The organism is Pseudoalteromonas luteoviolacea, from assembly GCF_021654285.1.
Classification (GTDB): Bacteria; Pseudomonadota; Gammaproteobacteria; order Enterobacterales; family Alteromonadaceae; genus Pseudoalteromonas; species Pseudoalteromonas luteoviolacea_J.
Map to the genome: position 1 here is coordinate 108723 of NZ_JAKFZS010000017.1, position 22569 is coordinate 131291.

Here is a 22569-nt window from a genome sequence, read left to right on the forward strand (position 1 = left end):
TTTTATCCTTGCGCTAAAAGTTCACTGAGTTCTATTAGAGCTGCATTTGCTCTAGATATATAATTCGCCATCACTAATGAGTGATTAGCTACAAAACCAAAGCCACTACCATTCAAAATTACCGGGCTCCAAACAGTTTCCTGCGTGGCTTCTAATTCCCGAATAATTTGCTGCAAGCTCACTTTGGCATTTTTCTTTTCCAACACATCGGAAAAATCATGCTCTACAGCCTTCAAAAAGTGCAGTAATGCCCATGTTGCACCGCGAGACTCGTAAAAAACATCATCAATTTTCCACCACGATGTCTTTACAACTGACTGCTGCTTACCTGCTGTCGCCTGAGCAGCACTCGCGTCTCCTGCTAAGTCAGTATTTATTCGTTCCTGTCCAACACTGGCACTGAGTCTTTGACTCAGGCTACCCATGCGCTTTTCAGCCTCTTTTAACCAACCTCTCAGGTTGTCTGCACGTGCATAAAACTGGCTATCAACTTGCGTTTGATTCGAAATTTGCGCTTGGTACTCTTGTAAAAAACGAATACCTGCTTGGTATTCACTTTCAGCACTGGGTAAGATCCATGCTGTAGAGCTTATATTAAATTTAGGTTGCGCTTTTTTTAAGCTTGGATGCTCAGTAGATTGTGACTGTGAGCGGCTAAAGTCTTTGCGCATAGACAAAGCTAAGTCTCTCGACATTTCCAGTACACCAAACTCCCAAGCAGGCATGTTATCCATTAAAACGCTAGGAGGCAGTACATCGTTAGACAAATAACCACCCGGCTTGTCTAATATAGTTTGCATAACCTCAATTAACGTATTCGTTGTAACGTAACCTGTCACCAACGTTGTTTGTTGCTCATCAGCATGCTGTTTTGCACGCTCGACTACATCAAACTGTTCAGGCTCAAAGCTCCAATACACGGCCAGTATATAACCCAAAACGACAATACCAGCCAGTGCGGCAAATACTTTGCCCTTGTATTCTTTCATCCTAGCTCCTAATGATGATGATGGTGTGACTCGTTGGAAAATTCGTCTTTTAAAGAAACAACTTTAATAGTGCTTTCAACTTTTTCACCACCAGAAAAATATAGTGTGAGTTTACGGGTTTCGCCTACTTTTAACTTAACTTTTGGATCAAAACCCATTAGGTGATAACCACCTGGTTTAAATTCAACATGCCCCTTCGCTGGCACAGTCAGCGCTTTTACAGGCTGCATTTTCATCATGCCGTTACTGTGAATATGCTCATGAATTTCAACACGACCCAGCCCTTCTATTTTAGCGCTTACAATCGTAATAGGCTTCGCAGTACTGTTATGAAGAGTCATATAACCAGCTGTAGATTTCGCAGCAGGTAAAAATGCACGAATCTTCGCTTTATTTACCTGAAGACTGGCTGAATCTTGCGCAGTGTGATGTTGATGATGGTCATGCCCATCATGTTGATGATTATGAGCAACACCAAAAAAAGATAACGACAACAGAGATACAAATGCAAACGCTTTACGCATGGCTGGATTCCTTTAATTCTGAATAAAACAGTATTAGATACGATGATTATACCGCTCTTGAGCACTGAATTCACAGTAAATTATAGCCACCAGCTTTAAGCCGCATCACTGCTGAGGTGCTTTTTCAAATACCAACCAAGTCAGTGCGAGTATCATAAGTAAAGGAATTGCGATCATGACGGAGTTAAATAAAAATGCCAATACTAGCCCAATGAGCATGACTAACCCGACCCCCAGTAATCCGACACTGAGTAATGCCACAATCGCAATTCCACAGACCATCACCAACAAAAAGCCAAACAACTCCAAGCCGACCCACCCAAACTCTTGAAATAAACCTGATAAGCCCAGTGCAGTGTAGGGAATAGATAACCATGAAAAAACCAGTGCAATGAGTAACGCGCACAACAATAAAGTCACTGTTTTCATCATGCCCCCTACTTTTTATCCGCCAAACACAACCACCCGATGAAGTAGCCAATAATGCAAGGCCAAGTAAATTTGAATGCCATCAAGACTAACAATAAACGAACCAACCAAACCGGCAAATCGATACGTTGTGCAACTTCACAACAAACACCCGCAATTTTTTCTCGTCCTCGAGGACTCAAAGTACTCTCATATTTTCGTGAATGCATAACTTTCTCCTACTGAGATAACGACTTACTTGACGATGCAGATACAAGTTTTTGCTTTAAAGATTGCAGCATAGACGTGACATTTTCATGTTGGATCAATCGATTCAACTCATCTATTTTTTTACGTGTTGGGCTCGAAAAGGAAGGTGCAGTAGGAAGTTCTGTTGCTGTGAGCTTTCTTTCCCACTCAGATATATGTGACGCTAAGCCTTGCATGTCTGGTCCATGTAGTACTTGCTTTAATTTGAGCCTTGCACGTAAACACTCTTCTTTAATGATGTGTCTTCGGCTTTCACCTTGAACATCTCTTTTCTGTCCTGATTGCAAAGTGCGGTGATCTTGCTCTAATTTGTGCAGCGCTTGAGACAAGTTTTCAAGGTGTGTTTTTAGTGAGGATAATTTATTCTGGCAGCTATATCTTTCATTTAAAGCCGCCTTCGCCAAATCCTCTCTCCCCTTTTCTAGAGCATACTGTGCTTTTTCATACCATTCTGCAATAGCCCCCTCATAGTTAACAACTTGTTTGCGGGCTAACGAAGCTTCCGTTTTTAATTGGATAATGAGCGCCTGGATTCGCTCAGATGTGTTATTGATATTCGGCGAACAACGCTCACTCGAGCAGGCATCACCGAGTAACGTGTTAAATTCCGATTTAATTAGATCTTCGATGCGGTTGATTAAAGCCATAACATGTTCCTTGATAACATATGATGACTCTACTGTTCCAAACTCTATGCCAAATATTAAAGCTTAGTAAAAACAGAAACTTAATGAAAGGTGTAGCACATACAACTAAAGTAGATGATTAAAATGTGGTAAATATGACCAAAAAATTGTTTTTTTGGTCATGAACAGTTATTAAACCTCAGGCACAAATGTAAGTGCTTTTTCCATGACGCTAATATCTGCATCTTTCTTGTGACCATTCTCGGATAAATGACGTCTATAGCCTCGTGCACCTGGTTGGTTTTGGAATATCCCCAACATATGACGTGCAATGTGCCAGAAGTTTGCGCCACGCGTCATCTCTTGCTCAAAATAGTCATACATACTGCGCACAACTTCATGACGAGTCTGCGTAAATGGTGCATCTCCATACAGCTTTTCATCAACTTGTGAAAGTAAGAAAGGATTGCTATATGCTTCTCGACCGACCATTACACCATCCAAATGTTCCAAATGATGCTGGCACTCTTCTAGCGTCTTAACTCCACCATTAATACTAATATGTAGATTCGCATAGTCTTGCTTTAACTTATAAACTCTAGGGTAATCAAGCGGTGGAATTTCTCTATTCTCTTTTGGACTTAACCCCTGCAACCAAGCTTTTCTTGCATGAATAATAAAATCATCACATCCAACTTGATGAGATGCCTCAATCAAGGCTGTTAAGAACTCATAAGAATCTTGCTCATCGATACCAATGCGCGTTTTCACTGTTACCGGGATAGATACTTCTGCTTTCATTGCGGCAACACATTCAGCAACAAGATTTGGCTCAGCCATCAAACAAGCACCAAATCGACCATTTTGAACTCTATCTGAAGGGCAGCCTACATTTAGATTCACTTCATTGTAACCATATTCTTGAGCGCGTTTAGCACACTCAGCCAAAGCTTTTGGATCCGAGCCTCCCAATTGTAACGCAACAGGCATCTCGTGATCGCCAAATGCTAAGTAATCACCTTTACCATAGATGATTGCACCCGTGGTGATCATTTCGGTATAGAGGACAGCATGTTTGCTCAGCTTGCGATGAAATGTTCGGCAATGTCGATCAGTCCAATCCAACATCGGTGCCACACTAAAGCGGCGAAACGCTGAATCATTTGTATTTACTGGGCTAGCGCCTGATTTATCTGAGTTTTGCATACAACCTCAACTGACTACCCCCGGTTAATGGAGCCTCTCTGTTTCTTTTAAAAACTGTTGGCTAATTAACTATAAAAAGGGGCGTTCTGATTTGCTTTCAATCAAGTAATAATAACGCCGCATGGTATAACCTTCATTGCGCCGTCACACGAATAAATTAAGCACAAATTATACATCACCTGAAGACACAAAACGACAGCAATAACAGTTCGCAAACTATAGGAGTCTATTGAGCATGAGGGGTACACTTATTCTATTTTGCAACTTTCATCTTTTCGGTGCAAAGTGTGTCGTGTTGCAAAGCCAACTAGCACAATGAGAGTCGTAATATTGCAGGTTGCTATGACAATTTGGTACACCTTCGAAGAGAATCCACTAAACTCAAAATACCCTCTCGTAACCAATTGAATATAGAAGATTGTCACTTCAATAAACATCAAACAAAGAACCGCCTTAGCGACACTAGAAAAATTACACCCGCGAATAAAATGTAAAAGATAAACAGATAGAAAAAAGGCTGTAAAATTAACAATCCCTGTGAAGTAAAAAACCCTACGTAAAGCTATTTTTTCCATCGGCAGTGCTCGGATTTCACCTGATAACGTTACGCCAGTCAGATAAAAAACAACTATACATAAAGCAGTGAGAAAGCAAGAGTGTAATTCATGATCTTGAATTGTTTTTAAACTATCTTTACCACCAAAAAACAGACTAAATCTTCGTTCCCAAAACTTAATGACTAAAAAGAGTACAACAAGAGAAAAAAGTATTTTAATTGCAGTATTAAGTGCTATTAGAAATTCATCCATGCTTATTCACATCTTACCTTTCCAATTTCAATGCTACCTGACGGCACATTCAAACTTTGTTTTGATAAAGAACCTTGCTTGAGGTGGCTCAAAAGTATCAGCAGTGCCGCCTTTCACACGACTAAGCTCACGTTTAGATAGTAACTTTATATTCTTTTTTCTCAATTTCATAACCACAATTCCTTAATATAAAAATATTAATTACAAAAGACATTACGTAACGAAAAGCCTTATTAAATATCATAGTCAATCTAAATAATGATATTAGCGCTGGCGCCAGTTAAATTAAGTTCAGTAAATGGGTCAGCTTAAACAGTGAATTGCATTCACTGTTTAAATTATTGCCAACTTTATTGGTACCCCATCGTGCAGTAAAAGTAAATTAAAAATTTTTCCTCCTACTGCTCTGTGGGCATTTCACGTTTAATGCAAAATGACAATGTGTCTATATTAATACGCAAGCGCACAATAATAAACATTTTCATAACGTCAGAAATTGCAAAACTTTTCACAATCTACCCAAGGCTGCTTTTCCAGACTATTTACGCATCGTACCCATTTGGATTTTGCTTCTGCCAATTCCATGAGTCACTCATCATCTCGCCCAGACCTTTTTGTGCAGCCCAATCTAACTCATCTTTTGCTTTTTCGGGGGCAGCATAACAAGCCGAAATATCCCCTGTACGGCGTGGTTTTATATCGTATGGAATCGGCTTATTTGAAGCCACTTCAAACGCGTTAACCATATCAAGTACAGAATAGCCATTACCTGTGCCTAAATTATAGATATGTACACCATTATGACTTTCTAACTTTTTAAGAGACTTTAAATGACCGATAGCAAGATCGACAACGTGAATATAATCTCGTACACCTGTACCGTCATGCGTATCGTAATCGTTACCAAAGATCCCTAGTCTTTCTAACTTACCTACCGCCACCTGTGTGATGTATGGTAGCAAATTGTTTGGGATACCATTCGGGTCTTCACCAATTAAGCCTGACTTATGTGCACCAACAGGGTTAAAGTAGCGTAATATAGCAAACGCCCATCTCTCATCTGATTTAGCAACATCTTGCAAAACCATTTCTGCCATGAGCTTAGAAGTTCCATATGGATTGGTTGTACCACCAACAGGGAAATCCTCTCGAATAGGGAGGCTTTGAGGATCACCGTACACAGTAGCCGATGAGCTAAACACCAATTTAAACACCCCAGCATGCCTCATGGCATCCAACAAGGTTAAAGTGCCTTGTACGTTAGTTTGATAATACTCAATCGGTTTTCGAACTGACTCGCCCACAGATTTTAGGCCTGCGAAATGGATAACTTGTTCAATATTATGTTTTGAAAATACAGAGTCTAAGAAGTCACGATCTAGGATATCCCCTTCATAGAAAGTAACATCTTTGCCTGTTATCTCCTTAACACGACTCAATGCCACTACAGATGAGTTCACGAGATTATCCACAATAATCACTTCATCACCTTGGTTGAGTAATTCAACAACAGTGTGCGATCCAATATATCCTGCACCACCTGTAACTAAAACCACCATATTTTCCCTACCTAAATCAATATCATTTACGCTTGTTGCATTGCGAACCCTTATTATATAGCGTTTATCGTTCACAAACAAAAGCCAACGTCCCTTCATAATAGCTTAATCTGGTGATATCAGTATCACAATAATCTTGCAAATTACGCCATAACTTCACGGACTTAGGTGCATCTATATTTCTAATATAAATTTTATTATCAATCGCATACGCCAAAGTACTCTCATCAAACCAAGTATAATCACGCACACTTCTAGGTAATCTGAACTGCTTCTTCACACTATCAGTAGAGCTTGAGTAGGTTGCAAGCCACTGCTCGCCATCTACCAAATATGTGAAACTATATATATCCCTTGCAAAATTATAAGCTAGGCTACGACCAATATCTTTTGCCACAACCTTAGGTAAGTGCCCTGATAAATTAGTAAATTGCAATGAGTGCGGCTCACCTAAAATGAACAAAATTACATCTCCACTTTTACCCCAAGCATGATAACCAACAGGTTTAATGTGCTCAAAAATACGTGAAGGAAGCTGAGATTTATCCTCAGGGTAAAACCACAGCCTTTGCTCTCCCGATTGCTCTACCACAATGGTTGATATGCCTTTTTTATGTGGGAAAATTGTAGGGGAATATTCAGATTCAGGCGTGTTAGTCAAATTAGTATGCGACTTATCATCAAATTGATATAAAAATAAATCTGTTTGAGATTGTCCTTCGGCTTTCACTTCTTTGGTGTAGTAAACACCCTTTTCAGTGATCAAGGGTTGATTGTGGTAGACATCTTTATCAGTGAGTGGTTTTACTAAAAAGCCGGTCGAGTTTTCCTGTGCCAACCATATTTGGCTTTTGGGCATTGCTGCCTGTGCATGTGTAATGATAATAAAGCTACACACCAATAGCGCATTGATTATGGCTCTGTACATTTTGATTCCTTTTTATTTTTGATCTTACCCAGTACACACTTCAAAAACCAATAAAATCTCACATTTTAAGTCCCCCCATGATATATGAAAAATAACCTATGCTCGCAAAGCGCTTGCGAAATTTTCGACTTTCAGTAACATCAAATTAAAGTTCCAGTGATGATGACAGCGATTTTGTTGTGCTTCACATGACTTAAGGCACAAGCGCGATTGGTGCGCAAAAATACTCGGCTAACACGCAGTTAATAAGTGAGGCCGCGATTAGATTCCGTTTTTATTGAGGTTATCATGTCACAACAACATCCAATCATTGCGATCACAGGAAGCTCGGGCGCTGGAACTACCACCACCACCAATGCAATTAAACATATTTTCCGCAGTCTCGACGCCAAAGCGGCACTGGTTGAAGGAGATAGCTTTCATCGCTACACGCGTCCTGAAATGGATAAACTCAAACGAGAAGCCTTACAAGAAGGCAAGCATCTAAGTTACTTTGGCCAAGAAGCCAATGATTTTGCAGCCCTTGAAGAATTATTTGCCAGTTATGGAAGGACAGGAAATGGAAGAATACGTAAGTACTTACATACATTTGATGATGCTGTTCCCTATAACCAATTACCTGGTACGTTTACACCCTATCAAGACCTAGAAAAAAACACTGATATGCTGTTTTATGAAGGCCTGCATGGAGGAGTGGTAACAGAAGAACATAATGTGGCCAAACATGTCGATTTGCTCATTGGCATGGTACCTATCATTAACCTTGAATGGATCCAAAAACTTATTAGGGACACACATGAGCGTGGCCACTCACGAGAAGCGGTAATGACTTCTATTGTGCGTAGTATGGATGATTATATCAATCATATAACCCCGCAATTTTCTCGCACGCATATCAACTTCCAACGAGTACCAACGGTTGATACATCTAACCCTTTCAGCGCAAAAGACATTCCTTCACTAGATGAAAGCTTTGTGGTGATCCGCTTTCGTGGTATTGAAGATGTAAACTTCCCTTATTATTTGCAAATGATAGAAGGCAGCTTCATGTCACGAGTCAATACCTTGGTTGTCCCTGGTGGTAAGATGGGTTTGGCGATGGAATTGGTGTTAACACCACTTATTAAAGATTTGCTCATCAAAAAACGTGCCTATGAAAATTTAGCCCCCACAGAGCTCAATATTTAAATTTGCCTTATTTCACTTTCCCTCAGTAAACTAACCACTCAAAATTGAGGGATATGAAATAAATGATGCTCAAAATACTTGTAGGTTCTAAAAATCCAGTCAAAATTAACGCCGCAAAAACGATTTTTCAGCAATACTTTCCAGAAGCAGAAATTATTTGCGAAGGGCACCATGCACCTAGTGGTGTGCCAAACCAACCGCTTGGCGAGTTAGATACGCGTTTAGGCGCTCAAAATCGGGTTGATTATCTTAAAGAGCAGTATGATGCGGATTATTACTGCGCGATGGAAGGCGGTGCTGCTAGATTTGACTATGGCGCAGCCACATTTGCATTTGTCGTCATTGCAGATAAGCAACAAACCAGTATCAGCAGAAGTTGTAACCTCCCCCTTCCCGACAAAATATATTCAGCTTTAGAGCAAGGTGAAGAGCTTGGACATGTGATGGATCGCGTATTCAACACCACCAATATAAAACAAAAAGGTGGCGCGATAGGCCTACTTACGAATAACCTTGCCACAAGAGAAAGCTCATATACACAAGCACTCACGTTAGCCATGGCACCGTTTATTAATTCAGAGTTATATAGTTCATGAAGTACTCACATATCATTTTTGATGCCGATGAAACGCTATTTCATTTTGATGCTTTTCTTGGTCTGCAAACCTTATTCAAACAACATGGTGTCACGTTCGACCGACAAGACTACGATGAATATCAAACCCTCAATGCGCCGCTTTGGGTGCAGTATCAAGATGGAAAAATTGATGCACAAACACTGCAAGTGACGCGCTTCAATGCATGGGCTTCTAAGTTGTCGGTTTCGCCAGAGTCTTTGAACTTAGGCTTTTTAAACGCCATGGCGGATATATGCACCCCTTTGCCGGGCGCACAGTCACTGCTGTCAGCGCTCAACCCAGCAGCTTCATTGAATATCATCACCAATGGATTTACTGCGCTACAAGAAAAGCGCTTACATAAAACAGGGTTTAAACACTTTTTTGATCATGTGGTGATTTCTGAGCAAGTGGGCGTCGCTAAACCGGATCCTCAAGTCTTTGAGCACACATTAGCGCTGTTAGGTAACCCAAGCAAAGAGCAGGTTTTAATGGTGGGAGATACACCCAAGAGTGATATTTTAGGTGCTAATCGATTCGGTATTGATAGTTGCTGGTTACAGCATGATGGACAAACCTGCCCAGAGGATATAACGCCAACTTATCAAGTCAGTCATTTATCAGAATTAGAGGCGCTACTGGTGAAGTAGCCCCTCCAAATAATGCTTACAAACTGCGTTGGCGCAGTACTTCAAACAAGCAAACACCGGTCGCAACCGACACATTCAAGCTCGACACTGTGCCAACCATAGGGATTTTTACCAATAAATCACAGTGCTCTCTGGTTAGGCGACGCATACCATCGCCCTCAGCGCCCATCACAATCGCGATTGGGCCTTTTAAATCTGAAGTGAAAACCTCACTGTCAGTTTCACCAGAGGTACCCACAACCCAAACACCCGCTTCTTTAATGTCACGAAGTGTTCTGGCAAGGTTAGTCACCTGAATAAGCGGTACTGTCTCTGCTGCACCACACGCCACTTTACGCGCCGTACCATTGAGTTTCGCAGACTTATCTTTTGGTACAATCACCGCGTGTACACCTGCCGCATCAGCACTACGTAAGCAAGCACCTAAGTTGTGCGGATCAGTCACGCCATCTAGTACCAAGAAAAATGGCGCGACGTTAGCATCGATGATCCCTTGCAGGTCATTTTCATTCAGTGTACGCGGCGCTTTAACATTGGCAATAATGCCTTGGTGTTGCTCGCCTTTCGCCTTATTATCTAGCGCTTTTCGCTGCATAAACTGCACCGAGATACCAAATTTACGTGCTTCATTAACCACTGCACTCAAGCGCTTATCATCGCGTCCTTTTAGTGCGTATATCTCCAAAAAACGCTCTGGCTCTTTGGCTAAAATGGCTTCAATAGAGTGAAAGCCAAAAATTAATTCATTACTCAAAACTATGCTCCAGCACTATTTTTTTGTCTCTTGCGGGCATTTTTACCCGGTCTTTTTGCCTTAGTGGCTTTTTTTCCTGTACTCTTTTTAGCGGTTTTTTTATTTCCTGATGCGCCCGCTTTTTTGCCTTTTTTCAACACCCCTTTTGGGGTTGTTTTTTTGCGCTTTTTGGCTTTTTTAGCGCTTTTTTCTGACGAGTCATCTTGCTTATCTGACTTACCATTTGGGATCTTACCTGCCTTCAGTTGGGCACGAACGCTACTTTTAGCAGCATCTGAACTCGGCTTTGACTTTTTACGACGTCGCGCGTAGCGATCTGGTTCAGCTTCATCTGCCAGCACCAAATTGATGCGTCGCTCATCCAAGCTCACTGATGCCACAACAACGCTTAGCTTGTCACCTAAACGATAAACCGTTTTGCTATGCTCACCCACTAAACAGTGCTTTGCACCATCAAAATGGAAATACTCATGGCCTAAATTGCTCACATGGATCATGCCGTCAATTTGCAACTCATCAAGGCGAACAAATAAACCAAAGTTCGTGACTGACGAAATCACGCCAGAGAACTCACTGCCAACATGGTCTTGCATAAACTCACATTTGAGCCAGTCGGCTACTTCACGTGTTGCATCATCAGCGCGACGTTCAGTCATGGAGCACTGCTCACCCAACTGATCAGCCTCATCAGCATCATATACATAAGCACCAGATACGGTTTGCCCCTGCGCCGCTAAGATCCCTTTGATTGCACGGTGCACCACCAAATCAGGATAACGCCTGATCGGTGAAGTAAAATGCGCATACGCTTTCAATGCCAATCCGTAGTGGCCAATGTTGTCTGGTTGATACACCGCTTGCTTCATGGAGCGCAGTAACATGGTTTGGATCAGCTCAGTTTCAGGACGCTGACCCAATGATGCAAGTGCTTCGGTCAGCTCAAGTGGGGTCGGCTCATGACCTATCGGGCTCTCTATACCCAAATCATTTAAAAACTGTCTAAAGTGACTCAATTTTTCAGGATCTGGCTCATCGTGAACACGGTACAAACTGCTCGCGTCGTGCTTTTCAAGTAGCCTTGCCGCAGAGACATTGGCCAAGATCATGCACTCTTCGATCAGTTTATGTGCATCGTTTCGAACCACAGGCACAATTGATTCAATCTTACGATATGCATTAAATACAAAACGCGTTTCCAGCGTTTCAAACTCAATCGCACCACGGGTTTGACGCGCCGACTTCAGCGCCATATACATATTATGTAATTCAGTTAGATGCTCAGTGACATCTGCATACTCTTCACGCAGTTTTTCATCACCTTGTAAAATCGCATGTACCTTTGTATACGTAAGACGCGCATGAGAATTCATCACGGCTTCGTAAAAACGGTATCCAGACAATTTTCCAGCCTCTGAAACTGTCATCTCAGCGACCATACATAGTCTGTCCACTTTTGGATTCAGTGAACATAAGCCGTTAGATAATACCTTAGGTAACATGGGTACTACTTGCTCAGGGAAGTACACTGAGTTACCGCGCTCAATCGCTTCTTTATCTAACGGACTATTTTTTTCAACGTAGTGAGAGACATCGGCAATGGCAACCCAAAGTCGCCAACCACCTGAACGCTTGCGCTCACAATGCACGGCATCATCAAAGTCTCGCGCATCTTCACCATCAATGGTCAATAATGGTAGATTGCGCAGATCAATACGCCCTTGCTTGTCTTTTTCAGCAACAAACTCACCGTGTTTGCTGACTTGTTCTTCAACTGCTTGAGGCCACACATGCGGAATATCATGGTTACGCAGTGCCACTTCTATTTCCATGCCCGGCGCCATATGATCGCCAATGACATCCGTAACTTTACCAACGGCATTCATTTGCTTGCTTGGGCGCTGCGTAATTTCGACCTGCACCATTTGGTTATGGCGAGCCCCTTTTTCACCGCCTGGCAAAATGACAATATCTTGAGTTAAACGCGGATCTTCAGGCACAACCACCGCCATACCGTGCTCAACAAAATAACGTCCTATGATAGGGGCACGTTCAGACTCCAGTACACGGACGATACGTGCTTCAACTTTACCGCCAGAGCCGCGGCTTGCCGCCTTGGCCAATACCCAATCTCCGTGTAATACGCGATCCATTTGATGCTTGGTAATGAACCAATCCTTTTTCTCACCTTCGACTTCCAAAAAGCCAAATCCATCGCGATGACCAATGACCTTGCCTTTCACCAAGCCATCATCACAGGGGATAACGTAGCATTTGAATTTATTAAAATGCAGCTGCCCATCGCGCTCCATAGCACGAAGACGGCGCTTAAAGGCAATTTGGCGCTCTTCTTCAAACACATTAAGTGCTTGGCACAATTGGCTAAAGCTGGTCTTTTTACTACTGGCTTTAATCTTTTCCAGTATAAATTCACGGCTTGGAACTGGATTATCGTATTTTTCTTGTTCTCGAGAGAGATAGGGGTCCTGCTTTGACATGCATAAACTGTGTAAAGGAGTTATAGCTATATTCTAACGCAAAACATACTAATGGCCTAACCAAACAATTTAAGGCAACCATAATTTAATAATCAGAGATGAGTTCCAACTAGACATCTTAATGCCAAGTTGGAACTCTGGGAGAGTTAAGTGCACTGCCTAAAACTTACCAACAAGGTTGATAAACCACCCTTTTGAGTCGTAGTCTAGGTCCGTTAAATCATCAGAGAAGTCAGTAAAGTTATAGCCAACGCCGATTTTCATATGCTCTCCAACATGGCGATGCAGCGCAAATAGAGCGCCCGAGCGGCGGTCTTCTGCTAAATCAACACTCAAAGCGCGCCACTCAAGGGTTGCATCCCATTGATGCATCAAATGGTAGTCTGCACGCAATACGCCAAGTGATGCCTCAGAATCAAACCATTGACCTGTGTCACGGCCCATTCTCAGCTCTCCTTGTCTCTGCGCCAGTTTAGTACCAATACGCCAGCGCGGTGTCAGCTGATAATTTACATCTAATGCCCACACGCGGCTTCGCTGCTGTGGTGTGTTATCCAGACCAATGCCACTCAATTGTGATGCAGGGGCTAAATCTTCAAGATATGTAAAACTTGCCATACCAGACCAAGGACTCGCTTCAATCGGTCGATATGCAACACCAAATTGTGCTTCAGTGTAGTCACTGTTGAGCGCGCCCGCAGGCGCACTGTCAGATAAGGAACTGTCACTTTGCGCCCAGTCAATACGCAGCTGTGCTCGCCAATCATCAGTTAATTTTGCATGAATGTTTTGCCTTGCCAGCCAAGACGTTCTAGTCTCCGTGCTATTGCTATCTTCTCGGTATTCTAAGGCACTGCGCCACTGCCATTTATCGGTTTGATAGCCAAGCGATAAGGTGGTGACATCACGGTCTATCAAATCATTATCACTTTCAAGCTCACCTTGTTCAAAACCAAGGCCTGCTTGCCAGCCAACTAAAAAGTCATGTTCAATGCCATAGGCATGGGTTAAACCCGTTTGTCGACTATCTTGTTGCCAAATTTGCTCTGCGTAGACGCTGGTTGAAGAGTTAAATCTATGTCTTGATCCTGTTACCCAGTTTTTTTGCTTGCCGGTTGAAAATAGCTCTCCCCCATCAGGGTCGACACGATATTCAACATAAGCATTACTGCCCGCTTTGTATTGCCAATCAACCCCGAGTTTACCCGCTTCCCCGAGGTTGCCATGAGATACTTCAGAATTGACAGCCAGCGTGTCTGTCACCTGCACTTCAGTACCGACACCAACACGGTTATTTGCTAGTCGGCTTTGCTCTCTTGCAAGCGTGCCTTGAATATACACATAAGGCTGCCACTTTTCACTGCCGTCGTAGTCAAGCTGTACGATTGCATCAACGCGCTCACCATCATCAAGTTGGGGCGTTTGAGTCTGCTCTGTTTGCTCTGCAAGATTTTCTTTATTGTCTTGGCGTACAGCGCTGCTAATTTTCCAATCGTCATTTAGTTGATAAACATACCCCAATTCAGCTGCCTGCCTGCGTTGTTGCTGCTCTGCTTTTTGTTCATCCACTTTGAGCTGAATGTCATGATCGGCTTCAATTTGCCATTGCCAAAATGTGCCAACTGCATGGCTATCAACTTGGCTTATTTGGCCTGTCGAGTTAAACCCAGATTCAAGTTGTTGCCAATAAAATTGCCCATGTCCCTGTTCATCCAGACCAAGATCAGAAAACTCAAATGCAGCTTCAATTCTGTGCCCATCGGCTGCTTGACCCATTTCACTCGACTGTTGCTGATCAAACTCAATACCACCTGTAAACGAGTTTAATGTATTGCCAATACCTTCTGTTTGCGCGACTTCAACCTTAATGTATGCAGTATCACTTTTACGGTATGTGGCATCTAACGCAATCAATTGATCATTAAACAGGTCTTGTTCTTGATGATTTAGCGTAGTACCCACTTGAATAGTATCGCTCAGCCAATGACTCAAACGTGCACCATACGTCAAATTGTCTAACCCGTTTATCCCCGGTGTATACTCATATTGCGCCACTAAATAAACAGGGTTGCTATCTAAACTTGCGGTACGCACCAGTAAGTCATCTTGCTGGAACGAAGACAACGGTCTATTGAGTAATATTCGCCCTTGCAGTGCATCAATGTCATAGTCTTGACCAGCAACCATGCCACGTCTGACTAGCACTAGACCTGTAATTTTATCACGCACCTCAACAGCTATTTGCTCAGAACCCTGAACAATATCTTGATGTTGAAGATAATAAAGAGAACCGCCTGTGGAGCGATGAGATTCATAAGCGCCTAAGGTTTCCGCCTCTGCTGCATAGAAATGAGCTTGAGATTGGTTATCACCGGCAGCAGTCAGATCATCTGTGATGTATTGCAATTGCAAACCATATAAGCCGCGTTCAACACGTGCCAACTCAGTATCATTGAACGACGTATTAAAGTTACCCCATAGTACGTGAGACTGGGACTTCTCGACTTTTAGATACACCTTACCATTGGTTGGTGCATCATCAATGACGGTAGAGTCATCGCCATATTCCGTCGGGTGTTGTTCTTCTTCAAGGCGTCGGAATAAGCTTCTTGGATCTTTTTCATGTAAACCAGAGAGTAATTTATTCAGCCCTTGCTCCTGCGTGTCAATCCGTGCGGTCACCTTGTATTCGTCTTGCCATTTACCTGTGATATAACCACTTAATCGGCCTTCGGCAAACACATTACCGTCTTTATTATGATCAGCGCTGAGTAATTCAACCGGACCATTGTGACTATTTTGGCCTATGGTTAAATCGGCCATTGCCACATAAAACCAATCGCTCTTTGGCAATGCTAAATCCCGATGGATTAAGCGCCCTTCACCTTGCTCATTTAAAACAGCGACTTCCGCGCGATGAAAACCACTATGAACAATTTCTTGATGTACAAATTTACGCTCACGATTTACAGCTACCACACGGCCTAAGAAGTACACGCGATGATTGCTCGGTACTTGCTCACCATATAAAGTCAGTGCACCGCCTGAGATTTTGATATTTTGCTTAGCCAGCGTCGACTTGCCGTAACCAGTCATTAGATATCCATCAAGCTTGTTGGCATCTACCGTATAGCGCGGTTTGAAATCAGCCTGAGCAAGGCTTGTTTCATCAAAGCGGCCTTGCTTATTGTAAACTCTTAAGCGGTATTTCAAGCTCATGCCCAGCATATTGCCCGGTAATCGCCAGCGGCCGGTTAATCCTGCATCTAACGCCACCTTCGCCAGTACTTTGTCACTGTGTGGCGCGAGGATCTGCACTTCTGCATAATCAAAAAAGCTCTGATAATTACTGTAACCTTTTAAATGCAGCATCAAGGTATTACCAGACTTAGTCAGTGCATGCTGCACGTTCAATTTAGGCAATACATCCAAAGGGTCATATTTAAATTGCAGCTCAAAACGCTCTAAGTTGATATCAGCACAGCGTTGACTGTCAGCATTATTGGCTGCATCTTCATCCATAAAGGCTTGACCATCTATGGTGATATTCAGCGGCCCTTGATGAGGTGTACTGTCGCCGCATAATTTATGACGCTGCGGCGGTGCTATCACTTGTGTATCTTTGACCGTGCGCGTTTCTGTGTAAACAGCAATGACTTCGACTCGGCGGTTTCTCGCCATACCAGCCAATGTCGTATTACTTGCTACCGGCTCGCGATTAGATCGACCTTCGGTTGTTGTCGTTGAGGGAGCAAGATTAAGCTGCTGACGGAAGTAATCCGCCACAATATTGGCTCTATGCTCAGACAAGCCCTGATTGGTTTTATAAATCTTACGTGCATTAGCGCTTAGACCTTGTGAATCTGCGTGGCCGATAAAGTGCAATTTAATATCTTGCTTGCCTTGCAAAAAGCCAATGATGCGGTCCATTTCAAGCTTAGTGGTGCCCGTTAAATAATGCTTACCAGACACAAAACGGATCGCAGAGTCTTTCACGAATTGAGCGGACTTATCATCTTTAATCGTTCGCTCTATTTCGACGGTTTTTGCCTTAGGCTCATCCAATCCACTAAAAACAAAATGCTTTTGCACTATCACCCGTTCAGTATTACCTGCCGCAGACGCCACTTTGCTATCATTAACAGCGTCGATAAAGGCATAGCTCATTGAGGGTGCAGAAGCATACGCCGCTGCACACAATAACGAAATTTTACTTAGCAAGAATCGATTAGTCATCGCTTCCTCCTAACTGCTGGTGGGCTGGTAAAGCTGGAATAAAAAATGGGATCATTTCCGTTTCAATAGTGATTGGAAGCTCGCGCTCAGCTACTTGTGTTTGGAGCCATTCAAGTAACAATTGAGATTTACGCTCCGCTTCTGTGGTTTGCTCTAATTCAGATTGTTGATACGCGATGCGGATCACTGTCGGTGTTTTATCTAGTGCATCCATTAGCTGCGTTAGACGAGACAAGTACTCAGGCATAACTGATTCACCGTCAAATAACTCAGCGGTGATCTCGATGCGCGCTACTTTATGGATACTGGCTGCAAAGTCAAGTTGTTGTGATTTACCACGGGTTAAACGCACCACTCGTGGATTTTCACTCACCACACGATAACCTGAAGGTAAGCTGCGCTCGTCCAGTTTAACAATAAAGTTACCACCGCGAATTGCATGTGGAATGTCTGCACATGCAAGATGATAGCGACCATGTTGATCCGTGGTGATCCAAAGACCTTGCGCCGTAGCAAGACGAATGGCTGGTAGCCCTGGCTCTCCCTGATCTTGCATGCCGTTACGGTTGTGATCGTCAAAGACTTTACCCATCAGGTCGCTACAATCGAAAATAGGATCTGGCACAACTCTCACCGCAGCTTCGCCGATATTTGAGATACGGTTACCCACACCGTTTTGGTACAAACCTCCAACAAATTCTACCCAAGCTTGGTTAATGTATTTGCCTTCACTGACACCGGCACCGACAACAACGATCAATTCGATCATCATCGACTGCTCTGGTTGTAAGGCGTTCATATGCCAACGTAATTGTCTGCCTCGCTGCTCAGGTTCAATCGCTTGACCATCGACTTTAGCGCTACCAGCAACATATTTCAGACCAGCTGGCAGTTGATCAATAAGATCCAAAGGTGAAAGCACCATATCTGACTGGTTGGTCACCTTAATGCGATAAGGCACCAGCTCACCAATCACAACGTCCTGCTTAAGCGCTTGCTTGCTCACATGAACAAGATCATCGCCAAAGACATCTAATGGAATATGGTTATTTACGACGTTGCCTGATGGTAATTTAGGCTCAATATAAAAGCTCTGATAGTACTGTGTCGTATGCATATCTTGCAGTGCTTGATCCGAGTGGCTAGCACACTGGGTTGCGACATGCTCAGGTGCATCAAGCGTTGGCACAGTTTCTTCAGCAAAAATGGTAATTGGTAATTCTCGAGCACCCACTCTGAGTGTATTTGCACATACAGGTAGACGCTTCGAACCACCACTTTGATACCCGTTTGGTTCCGTTACATGTAACTCATAAACCCCAGCAGGTGCTTGTGCAAACAGTAAAAACTGATAGTAACCATCATCGCTGGTGGTCTGCTCTACATTCGCCGAACCACCTACTAGGTGCAGATCAGGCTCAAAACCATCTGGGCCAGTGATCTTAATTTTTGCACCCTCAATTGGCTTCCTCAGTTCTGAGTCATAAATCACGCCAGATGGATCGACAGGTAATGACTGATTCTCAACCTGTTCGCCCGCACTCACTCGTAGATTTAAGATAGTCCCTTTTTCAGTACTCGCCTCTGGATCGTCAGAGACTGGAAGACCATAAATTACACCACCTTGAGGGTGTCTAAAGCGCACTTCATACGTACCCACAGGTAAACCATGGAAAGTATATTGGCCGTTAGCATCTGATTCGATCGTTGCCAATGGCTCTGCATCTAGCGGATTGCCTTCCCCAGTCATGGGATCCGGTAACAGCTCAACGATCCAACCGCTTTGTCCATTACTATCATCTTTTTCACGGTTGTGGTTTTTATCTAACCATACCAAGCCGGAAATACTGGCCGGATCCATTAACTGCTCACCGAAGTTATATGAATGTGCCTTTGTGACGTGTCGCTCGATGTGGATCGCAGAGATCAAATCATCGCCAAGCACGCCGCCAATACTACCTACACTATCAAGACCATCTTGTGTATTTTCAGGTTGGTACTCAGTTACAGTAAACCCATCCACACTACTGAGTGGCAGATCTTCAAACTCATATCGCCCATAAGCATCAGTTAAAATATCACGGCTAACGGGCTGCCCATCAAGATCTGCACCGGTAATGGTCAATCTAACATCACTTAAACCCAACTCATATGTGTCTTGTACACCGTCATCGTTCAAATCAACATACACTCGGCCAGCAAGATCGCTGCCGCGCTCTGCAAAATTATATCCTGTTGCATGCTGATCTAAGGCAATTAAAATGCCCGAGAATTGATCTTCTCCAACGTCTCCGCCCGCATTACCTAGCTGCTCTTTACCATCTAACCACGCATCAGGCTGTTGTTGGTTAATTTGATACGTACCTGGATATAAGTAATCAAAGGTATATGCGCCTTGTTGGTCAGAAACCACTGTGCGCTCTACTTCAACGCCGTCTTGTGTGGTACCTGTTAAATTAACTTGAACGCCACCAATACGCAGTGCTTCACCTTCATCTAATAAGCCACTTTCATCTGCATCAACCCAAACCTCACCAGAAATAGAAGCCGTTGGTAACTCAGCAAAATCATAATTTGCATACTGTTTAATTTCTAAAACGGTACCCACAAAAATACTATCCGTGCCTTTGGTATTGGTCATCACGATGCCATTGGCAGACTCTTGACCATCCAAATAGGCATCTGGCTGCACAACCTGCGTCAGGGTATAACCTTGCTCATTACTTGGCGGCAGCTCAGTAAAAGAGTAAACCCCCTGCTCATTCGTCAGCGCAGTCAGCTCAACGTAATGGCCTTGATAATCCAGACCTGTTAGTTGAATTTCACTCTCTGCGATCATCAACTCAGATATTTCTTGCACTGTGCCTTGTGGAATTAAGCCAGAGTCCATTTTATCGATAAAGACACGGCCACTGATTGCAATACCAAAGCCTTCAGTGAAGTTAAGCTTTGCTAGCTCCCCACCTTGCGCAAGTACCAACTTATTCAGTACATCTAATTGCTCAGAGCCCTCTACTTGCACACCGTTTTGATAATCAAATCCATCCGCATAATTTGCAGGCTGTACTTGCGTTAGCTGGTAGCCTTGCTCACTACTTTGCGGCAATTGCGTAAACTCAAATCGACCATCTTGATCAGTCAGTGTTTTATAAGAGATTTCCTCACCTAAATGACTGTTACCGGTTAATTTAATTTCAACATTCGCAATGGCATCATCGCTTTGATCTAATAGACCATCTGCATTTCTATCTACAAACACAGCGCCAGCAATACGGCCCATGTAAAGCTCAGCAAAATGCAAATTTTCAACCTGATCGCTAGTCGATAGCACAACCACAAACGCATCATTTGTATCTGTTGAAGCGATAACTCCATCACGCGATTCAAGGCCATCATTAAACTCAGCTGGCTGAACTTGCGCTACCCTATACCCTTGTTCATCACTTGCGATCAGGTTATTGAACGAGAACAAGCCTGCATGATCTGTTTGAGTTTCAATAGATATAGGCTCACCAAATGCCGATGTACCATTTAATGTCACTGTTACACCAGCTAACCCTGCTTCCTGTGTATCAAGCAAGCCACTGTTATTTGAATCAATGAATACTTTACCTGATATTTTTGCGTCAGAATAAAGCTGCTCTGTGAAGATAAGATCTGCCACTGCTTGCTCAGCTAATACCAATTTGATCTCACTGTTTGAACCAAATTGATCTGAGTTTGCACCCTGGTAATCTTGCCCTTCAAGGTAGTCCGTTGTGCCTTGCGTGATGGTGTAACCCGTTGCATCAGATTTACGCAGGCCAGCAAAGTTGAACGCACCGTTTGCATCTGTTGTCGTGCTTAAGCTCACCGATTCACCGTAACGATCCTGACCGGTTAGCGTAATAGCAATACCAGCAAGCGCAAAGTCATTGTCGTTATTTGTGCCATCTTGATTAATGTCCACAAACACGCGGCCTGAGATAGATTTATCACCCGCATTTAATTGCTCTGTGAAGATAAGATCTGGAGCTGCTTGCTCAGCTAATACCAGTTTGATCTCACTATTTGAGCCAAATTGATCTGGGTTCACGCCTTGATAATCTTGACCTTCAAGGTAGTCCGTAGCGCCTTGCGTGATGGTATAACCCGTCGCATCAGACTTACGAAGACCAGCAAAGTTGAACGCACCATTTGCATCTGTAAGCGCAGTTAAACTCACTGCCTCACCGTAAAGATCCTGACCGGTTAGCGTGATCGCAATGCCTGCAAGCGCAAAGTCATTACCGTTATTTGTACCATCTTGATTGATGTCCACAAACACACGACCTGAGATAGATTTGTCACCCGCATTAAGCTGCTCTGTGAAGATGACTTCAGGGGCAGCTTGCTCAGCTAATACCAGTTTGATCTCACTGTTTGAGCCAAATTGATCTGGGTTTACGCCTTGGTAATCTTGACCTTCAAGGTAGTCCGTAGCGCCTTGCGTGATGGTATAACCCGTCGCATCAGACTTACGAAGACCAGCAAAGTTGAACGCACCATTTGCATCTGTAAAAGCTGTAAAGCTCACCGCTTCACCGTAAAGTTCCTGACCAGTTAACGTGATCTGAATGCCTGCAAGCGCAAAGTCATTGCCGTTATTTGTACCATCTTGATTGATGTCCACAAACACACGACCTGAGAGAGATTTGTCACCCGCATTAAGCTGCTCTGTGAAGATGACTTCAGGGGCAGCTTGCTCAGCTAATACCAGTTTGATCTCGCTGTTTGAAGCAAATTGATCTGGGTTTGCACCTTGGTAATCTTGACCTTCAAGGTAATCCGTTGTGCCTTGCGTGATGGTGTAACCCGTAGCATCAGATTTGCGCAGGCCAGCAAAGTTAAACACACCGTTTGCATCCGTCGTCGTGCTTAAGCTCACCGCTTCACCGTAAAGATCCTGACCGGTTAATGTGATCTGAATACCTGCAAGTGCAAAGTCATTGCCATTGCTTGTACCATCTTGGTTGATGTCGACAAATACACGACCTGAGATAGATTTTTCACCGTCATTAAGCTGCTCTGTGAAGATAAGATCTGGTGCAACATTGTCAGCCAATACCAGTTTGATCTCATTGTTTGAACCAAATTGATCTGGGCTTGCACCTTGGTAATCTTGACCTTCAAGGTAATCCGTTGTGCCTTGCGTGATGGTGTAACCCGTAGCATCAGATTTGCGCAGGCCAGCAAAGTTAAACGCACCGTTTGCATCCGTCGTCGTGCTTAAGCTCACCGCTTCACCGTAAAGATCCTGACCGGTTAATGTGATCGCAATACCTGCAAGTA

The 22569-nt window shown here is 43.3% G+C and carries 17 protein-coding genes; 3 read left to right on the forward strand and 14 right to left on the reverse strand.

The genetic code is table 11. The features are described from left to right. Positions 1-2: 2 nt before the first annotated feature. From L1077_RS16765 to L1077_RS16810, 10 genes are all read right to left on the reverse strand, one after another. A complete protein-coding gene (locus tag L1077_RS16765) occupies positions 3-989 on the reverse strand; it encodes a DUF2333 family protein (RefSeq protein ID WP_237138110.1) in 987 nt (328 codons plus the stop codon). A gap of 8 nt (positions 990-997) precedes the next feature. Then, positions 998-1513 carry a copper chaperone PCu(A)C gene (locus tag L1077_RS16770; RefSeq protein WP_237138112.1) on the reverse strand — a complete coding sequence of 172 codons (516 nt, stop codon included), beginning with the start codon at positions 1511-1513 and terminating at the stop codon, positions 998-1000. Between the two features lie 105 nt (positions 1514-1618). Beyond that, positions 1619-1945 (reverse strand): hypothetical protein, encoded by a 327-nt coding sequence (locus L1077_RS16775; protein ID WP_237138113.1) that lies wholly within the window; start codon positions 1943-1945, stop codon positions 1619-1621. A 5-nt stretch (positions 1946-1950) separates the two neighbouring features. Beyond that, positions 1951-2151, reverse strand: a complete 201-nt coding sequence (locus L1077_RS16780; RefSeq protein WP_237138115.1) for a PspC domain-containing protein — start codon at positions 2149-2151, stop codon at positions 1951-1953. A gap of 9 nt (positions 2152-2160) precedes the next feature. Further along, entirely contained in the window at positions 2161-2838 is a 678-nt protein-coding gene (locus L1077_RS16785; RefSeq protein ID WP_237138117.1) for a PspA/IM30 family protein, read from the reverse strand. Positions 2839-3009: 171 nt separating this feature from the next. After that, positions 3010-4023, reverse strand: coding sequence for a tRNA dihydrouridine(20/20a) synthase DusA (dusA, locus tag L1077_RS16790; protein ID WP_237138119.1), 1014 nt, complete (start codon positions 4021-4023; stop codon positions 3010-3012). Positions 4024-4271: 248 nt separating this feature from the next. After that, a complete protein-coding gene (locus L1077_RS16795) occupies positions 4272-4832 on the reverse strand; it encodes a hypothetical protein (protein ID WP_237138121.1) in 561 nt (186 codons plus the stop codon). A 33-nt stretch (positions 4833-4865) separates the two neighbouring features. Beyond that, positions 4866-5003, reverse strand: coding sequence for a hypothetical protein (locus L1077_RS16800; RefSeq protein WP_237138122.1), 138 nt, complete (start codon positions 5001-5003; stop codon positions 4866-4868). A gap of 371 nt (positions 5004-5374) precedes the next feature. Then, on the reverse strand, positions 5375-6391 hold the full coding sequence (galE, locus tag L1077_RS16805) for a UDP-glucose 4-epimerase GalE (protein ID WP_237138124.1): 1017 nt from the start codon (positions 6389-6391) through the stop codon (positions 5375-5377). A gap of 64 nt (positions 6392-6455) precedes the next feature. Continuing rightward, complete coding sequence (locus L1077_RS16810) at positions 6456-7319, reverse strand: hypothetical protein (RefSeq protein WP_237138125.1); 864 nt, start codon at positions 7317-7319, stop codon at positions 6456-6458. 288 nt (positions 7320-7607) lie between these two features. Between L1077_RS16810 and L1077_RS16815 the strand changes: the two genes are divergently transcribed. The 3 genes from L1077_RS16815 to yjjG all read left to right on the forward strand — a co-directional run bounded on the left by L1077_RS16815 (position 7608) and on the right by yjjG (position 9774). After that, the gene (locus L1077_RS16815; RefSeq protein WP_237138126.1) at positions 7608-8507 is read left to right on the forward strand and encodes a phosphoribulokinase; all 900 of its coding nucleotides are present in this window, start codon (positions 7608-7610) and stop codon (positions 8505-8507) included. A 62-nt stretch (positions 8508-8569) separates the two neighbouring features. Continuing rightward, positions 8570-9103 (forward strand): inosine/xanthosine triphosphatase, encoded by a 534-nt coding sequence (gene yjjX / locus L1077_RS16820; RefSeq protein WP_237138127.1) that lies wholly within the window; start codon positions 8570-8572, stop codon positions 9101-9103. Beyond that, complete coding sequence (gene yjjG, locus L1077_RS16825; protein ID WP_237138128.1) at positions 9100-9774, forward strand: pyrimidine 5'-nucleotidase; 675 nt, start codon at positions 9100-9102, stop codon at positions 9772-9774. Before yjjX ends, yjjG begins: the two co-directional genes overlap by 4 nt. 16 nt (positions 9775-9790) lie before the next feature. Here yjjG and rlmB read toward each other — a convergent pair whose 3' ends face one another. From rlmB to L1077_RS16845, 4 genes are all read right to left on the reverse strand, one after another. Then, positions 9791-10528 carry a 23S rRNA (guanosine(2251)-2'-O)-methyltransferase RlmB gene (gene rlmB / locus L1077_RS16830; RefSeq protein ID WP_237138129.1) on the reverse strand — a complete coding sequence of 246 codons (738 nt, stop codon included), beginning with the start codon at positions 10526-10528 and terminating at the stop codon, positions 9791-9793. 2 nt (positions 10529-10530) lie between these two features. Continuing rightward, positions 10531-13023, reverse strand: a complete 2493-nt coding sequence (rnr, locus tag L1077_RS16835; RefSeq protein ID WP_237138130.1) for a ribonuclease R — start codon at positions 13021-13023, stop codon at positions 10531-10533. A 159-nt stretch (positions 13024-13182) separates the two neighbouring features. Beyond that, positions 13183-17259 (reverse strand): OmpA family protein, encoded by a 4077-nt coding sequence (locus tag L1077_RS16840; RefSeq protein WP_237138131.1) that lies wholly within the window; start codon positions 17257-17259, stop codon positions 13183-13185. Continuing rightward, positions 17252-22516: an SdrD B-like domain-containing protein gene (locus L1077_RS16845; protein ID WP_237138132.1), complete on the reverse strand. Its 5265-nt coding sequence runs from the start codon at positions 22514-22516 to the stop codon at positions 17252-17254. Before L1077_RS16845 ends, L1077_RS16840 begins: the two co-directional genes overlap by 8 nt. Between the last annotated feature and the right edge of the window lie 53 nt (positions 22517-22569).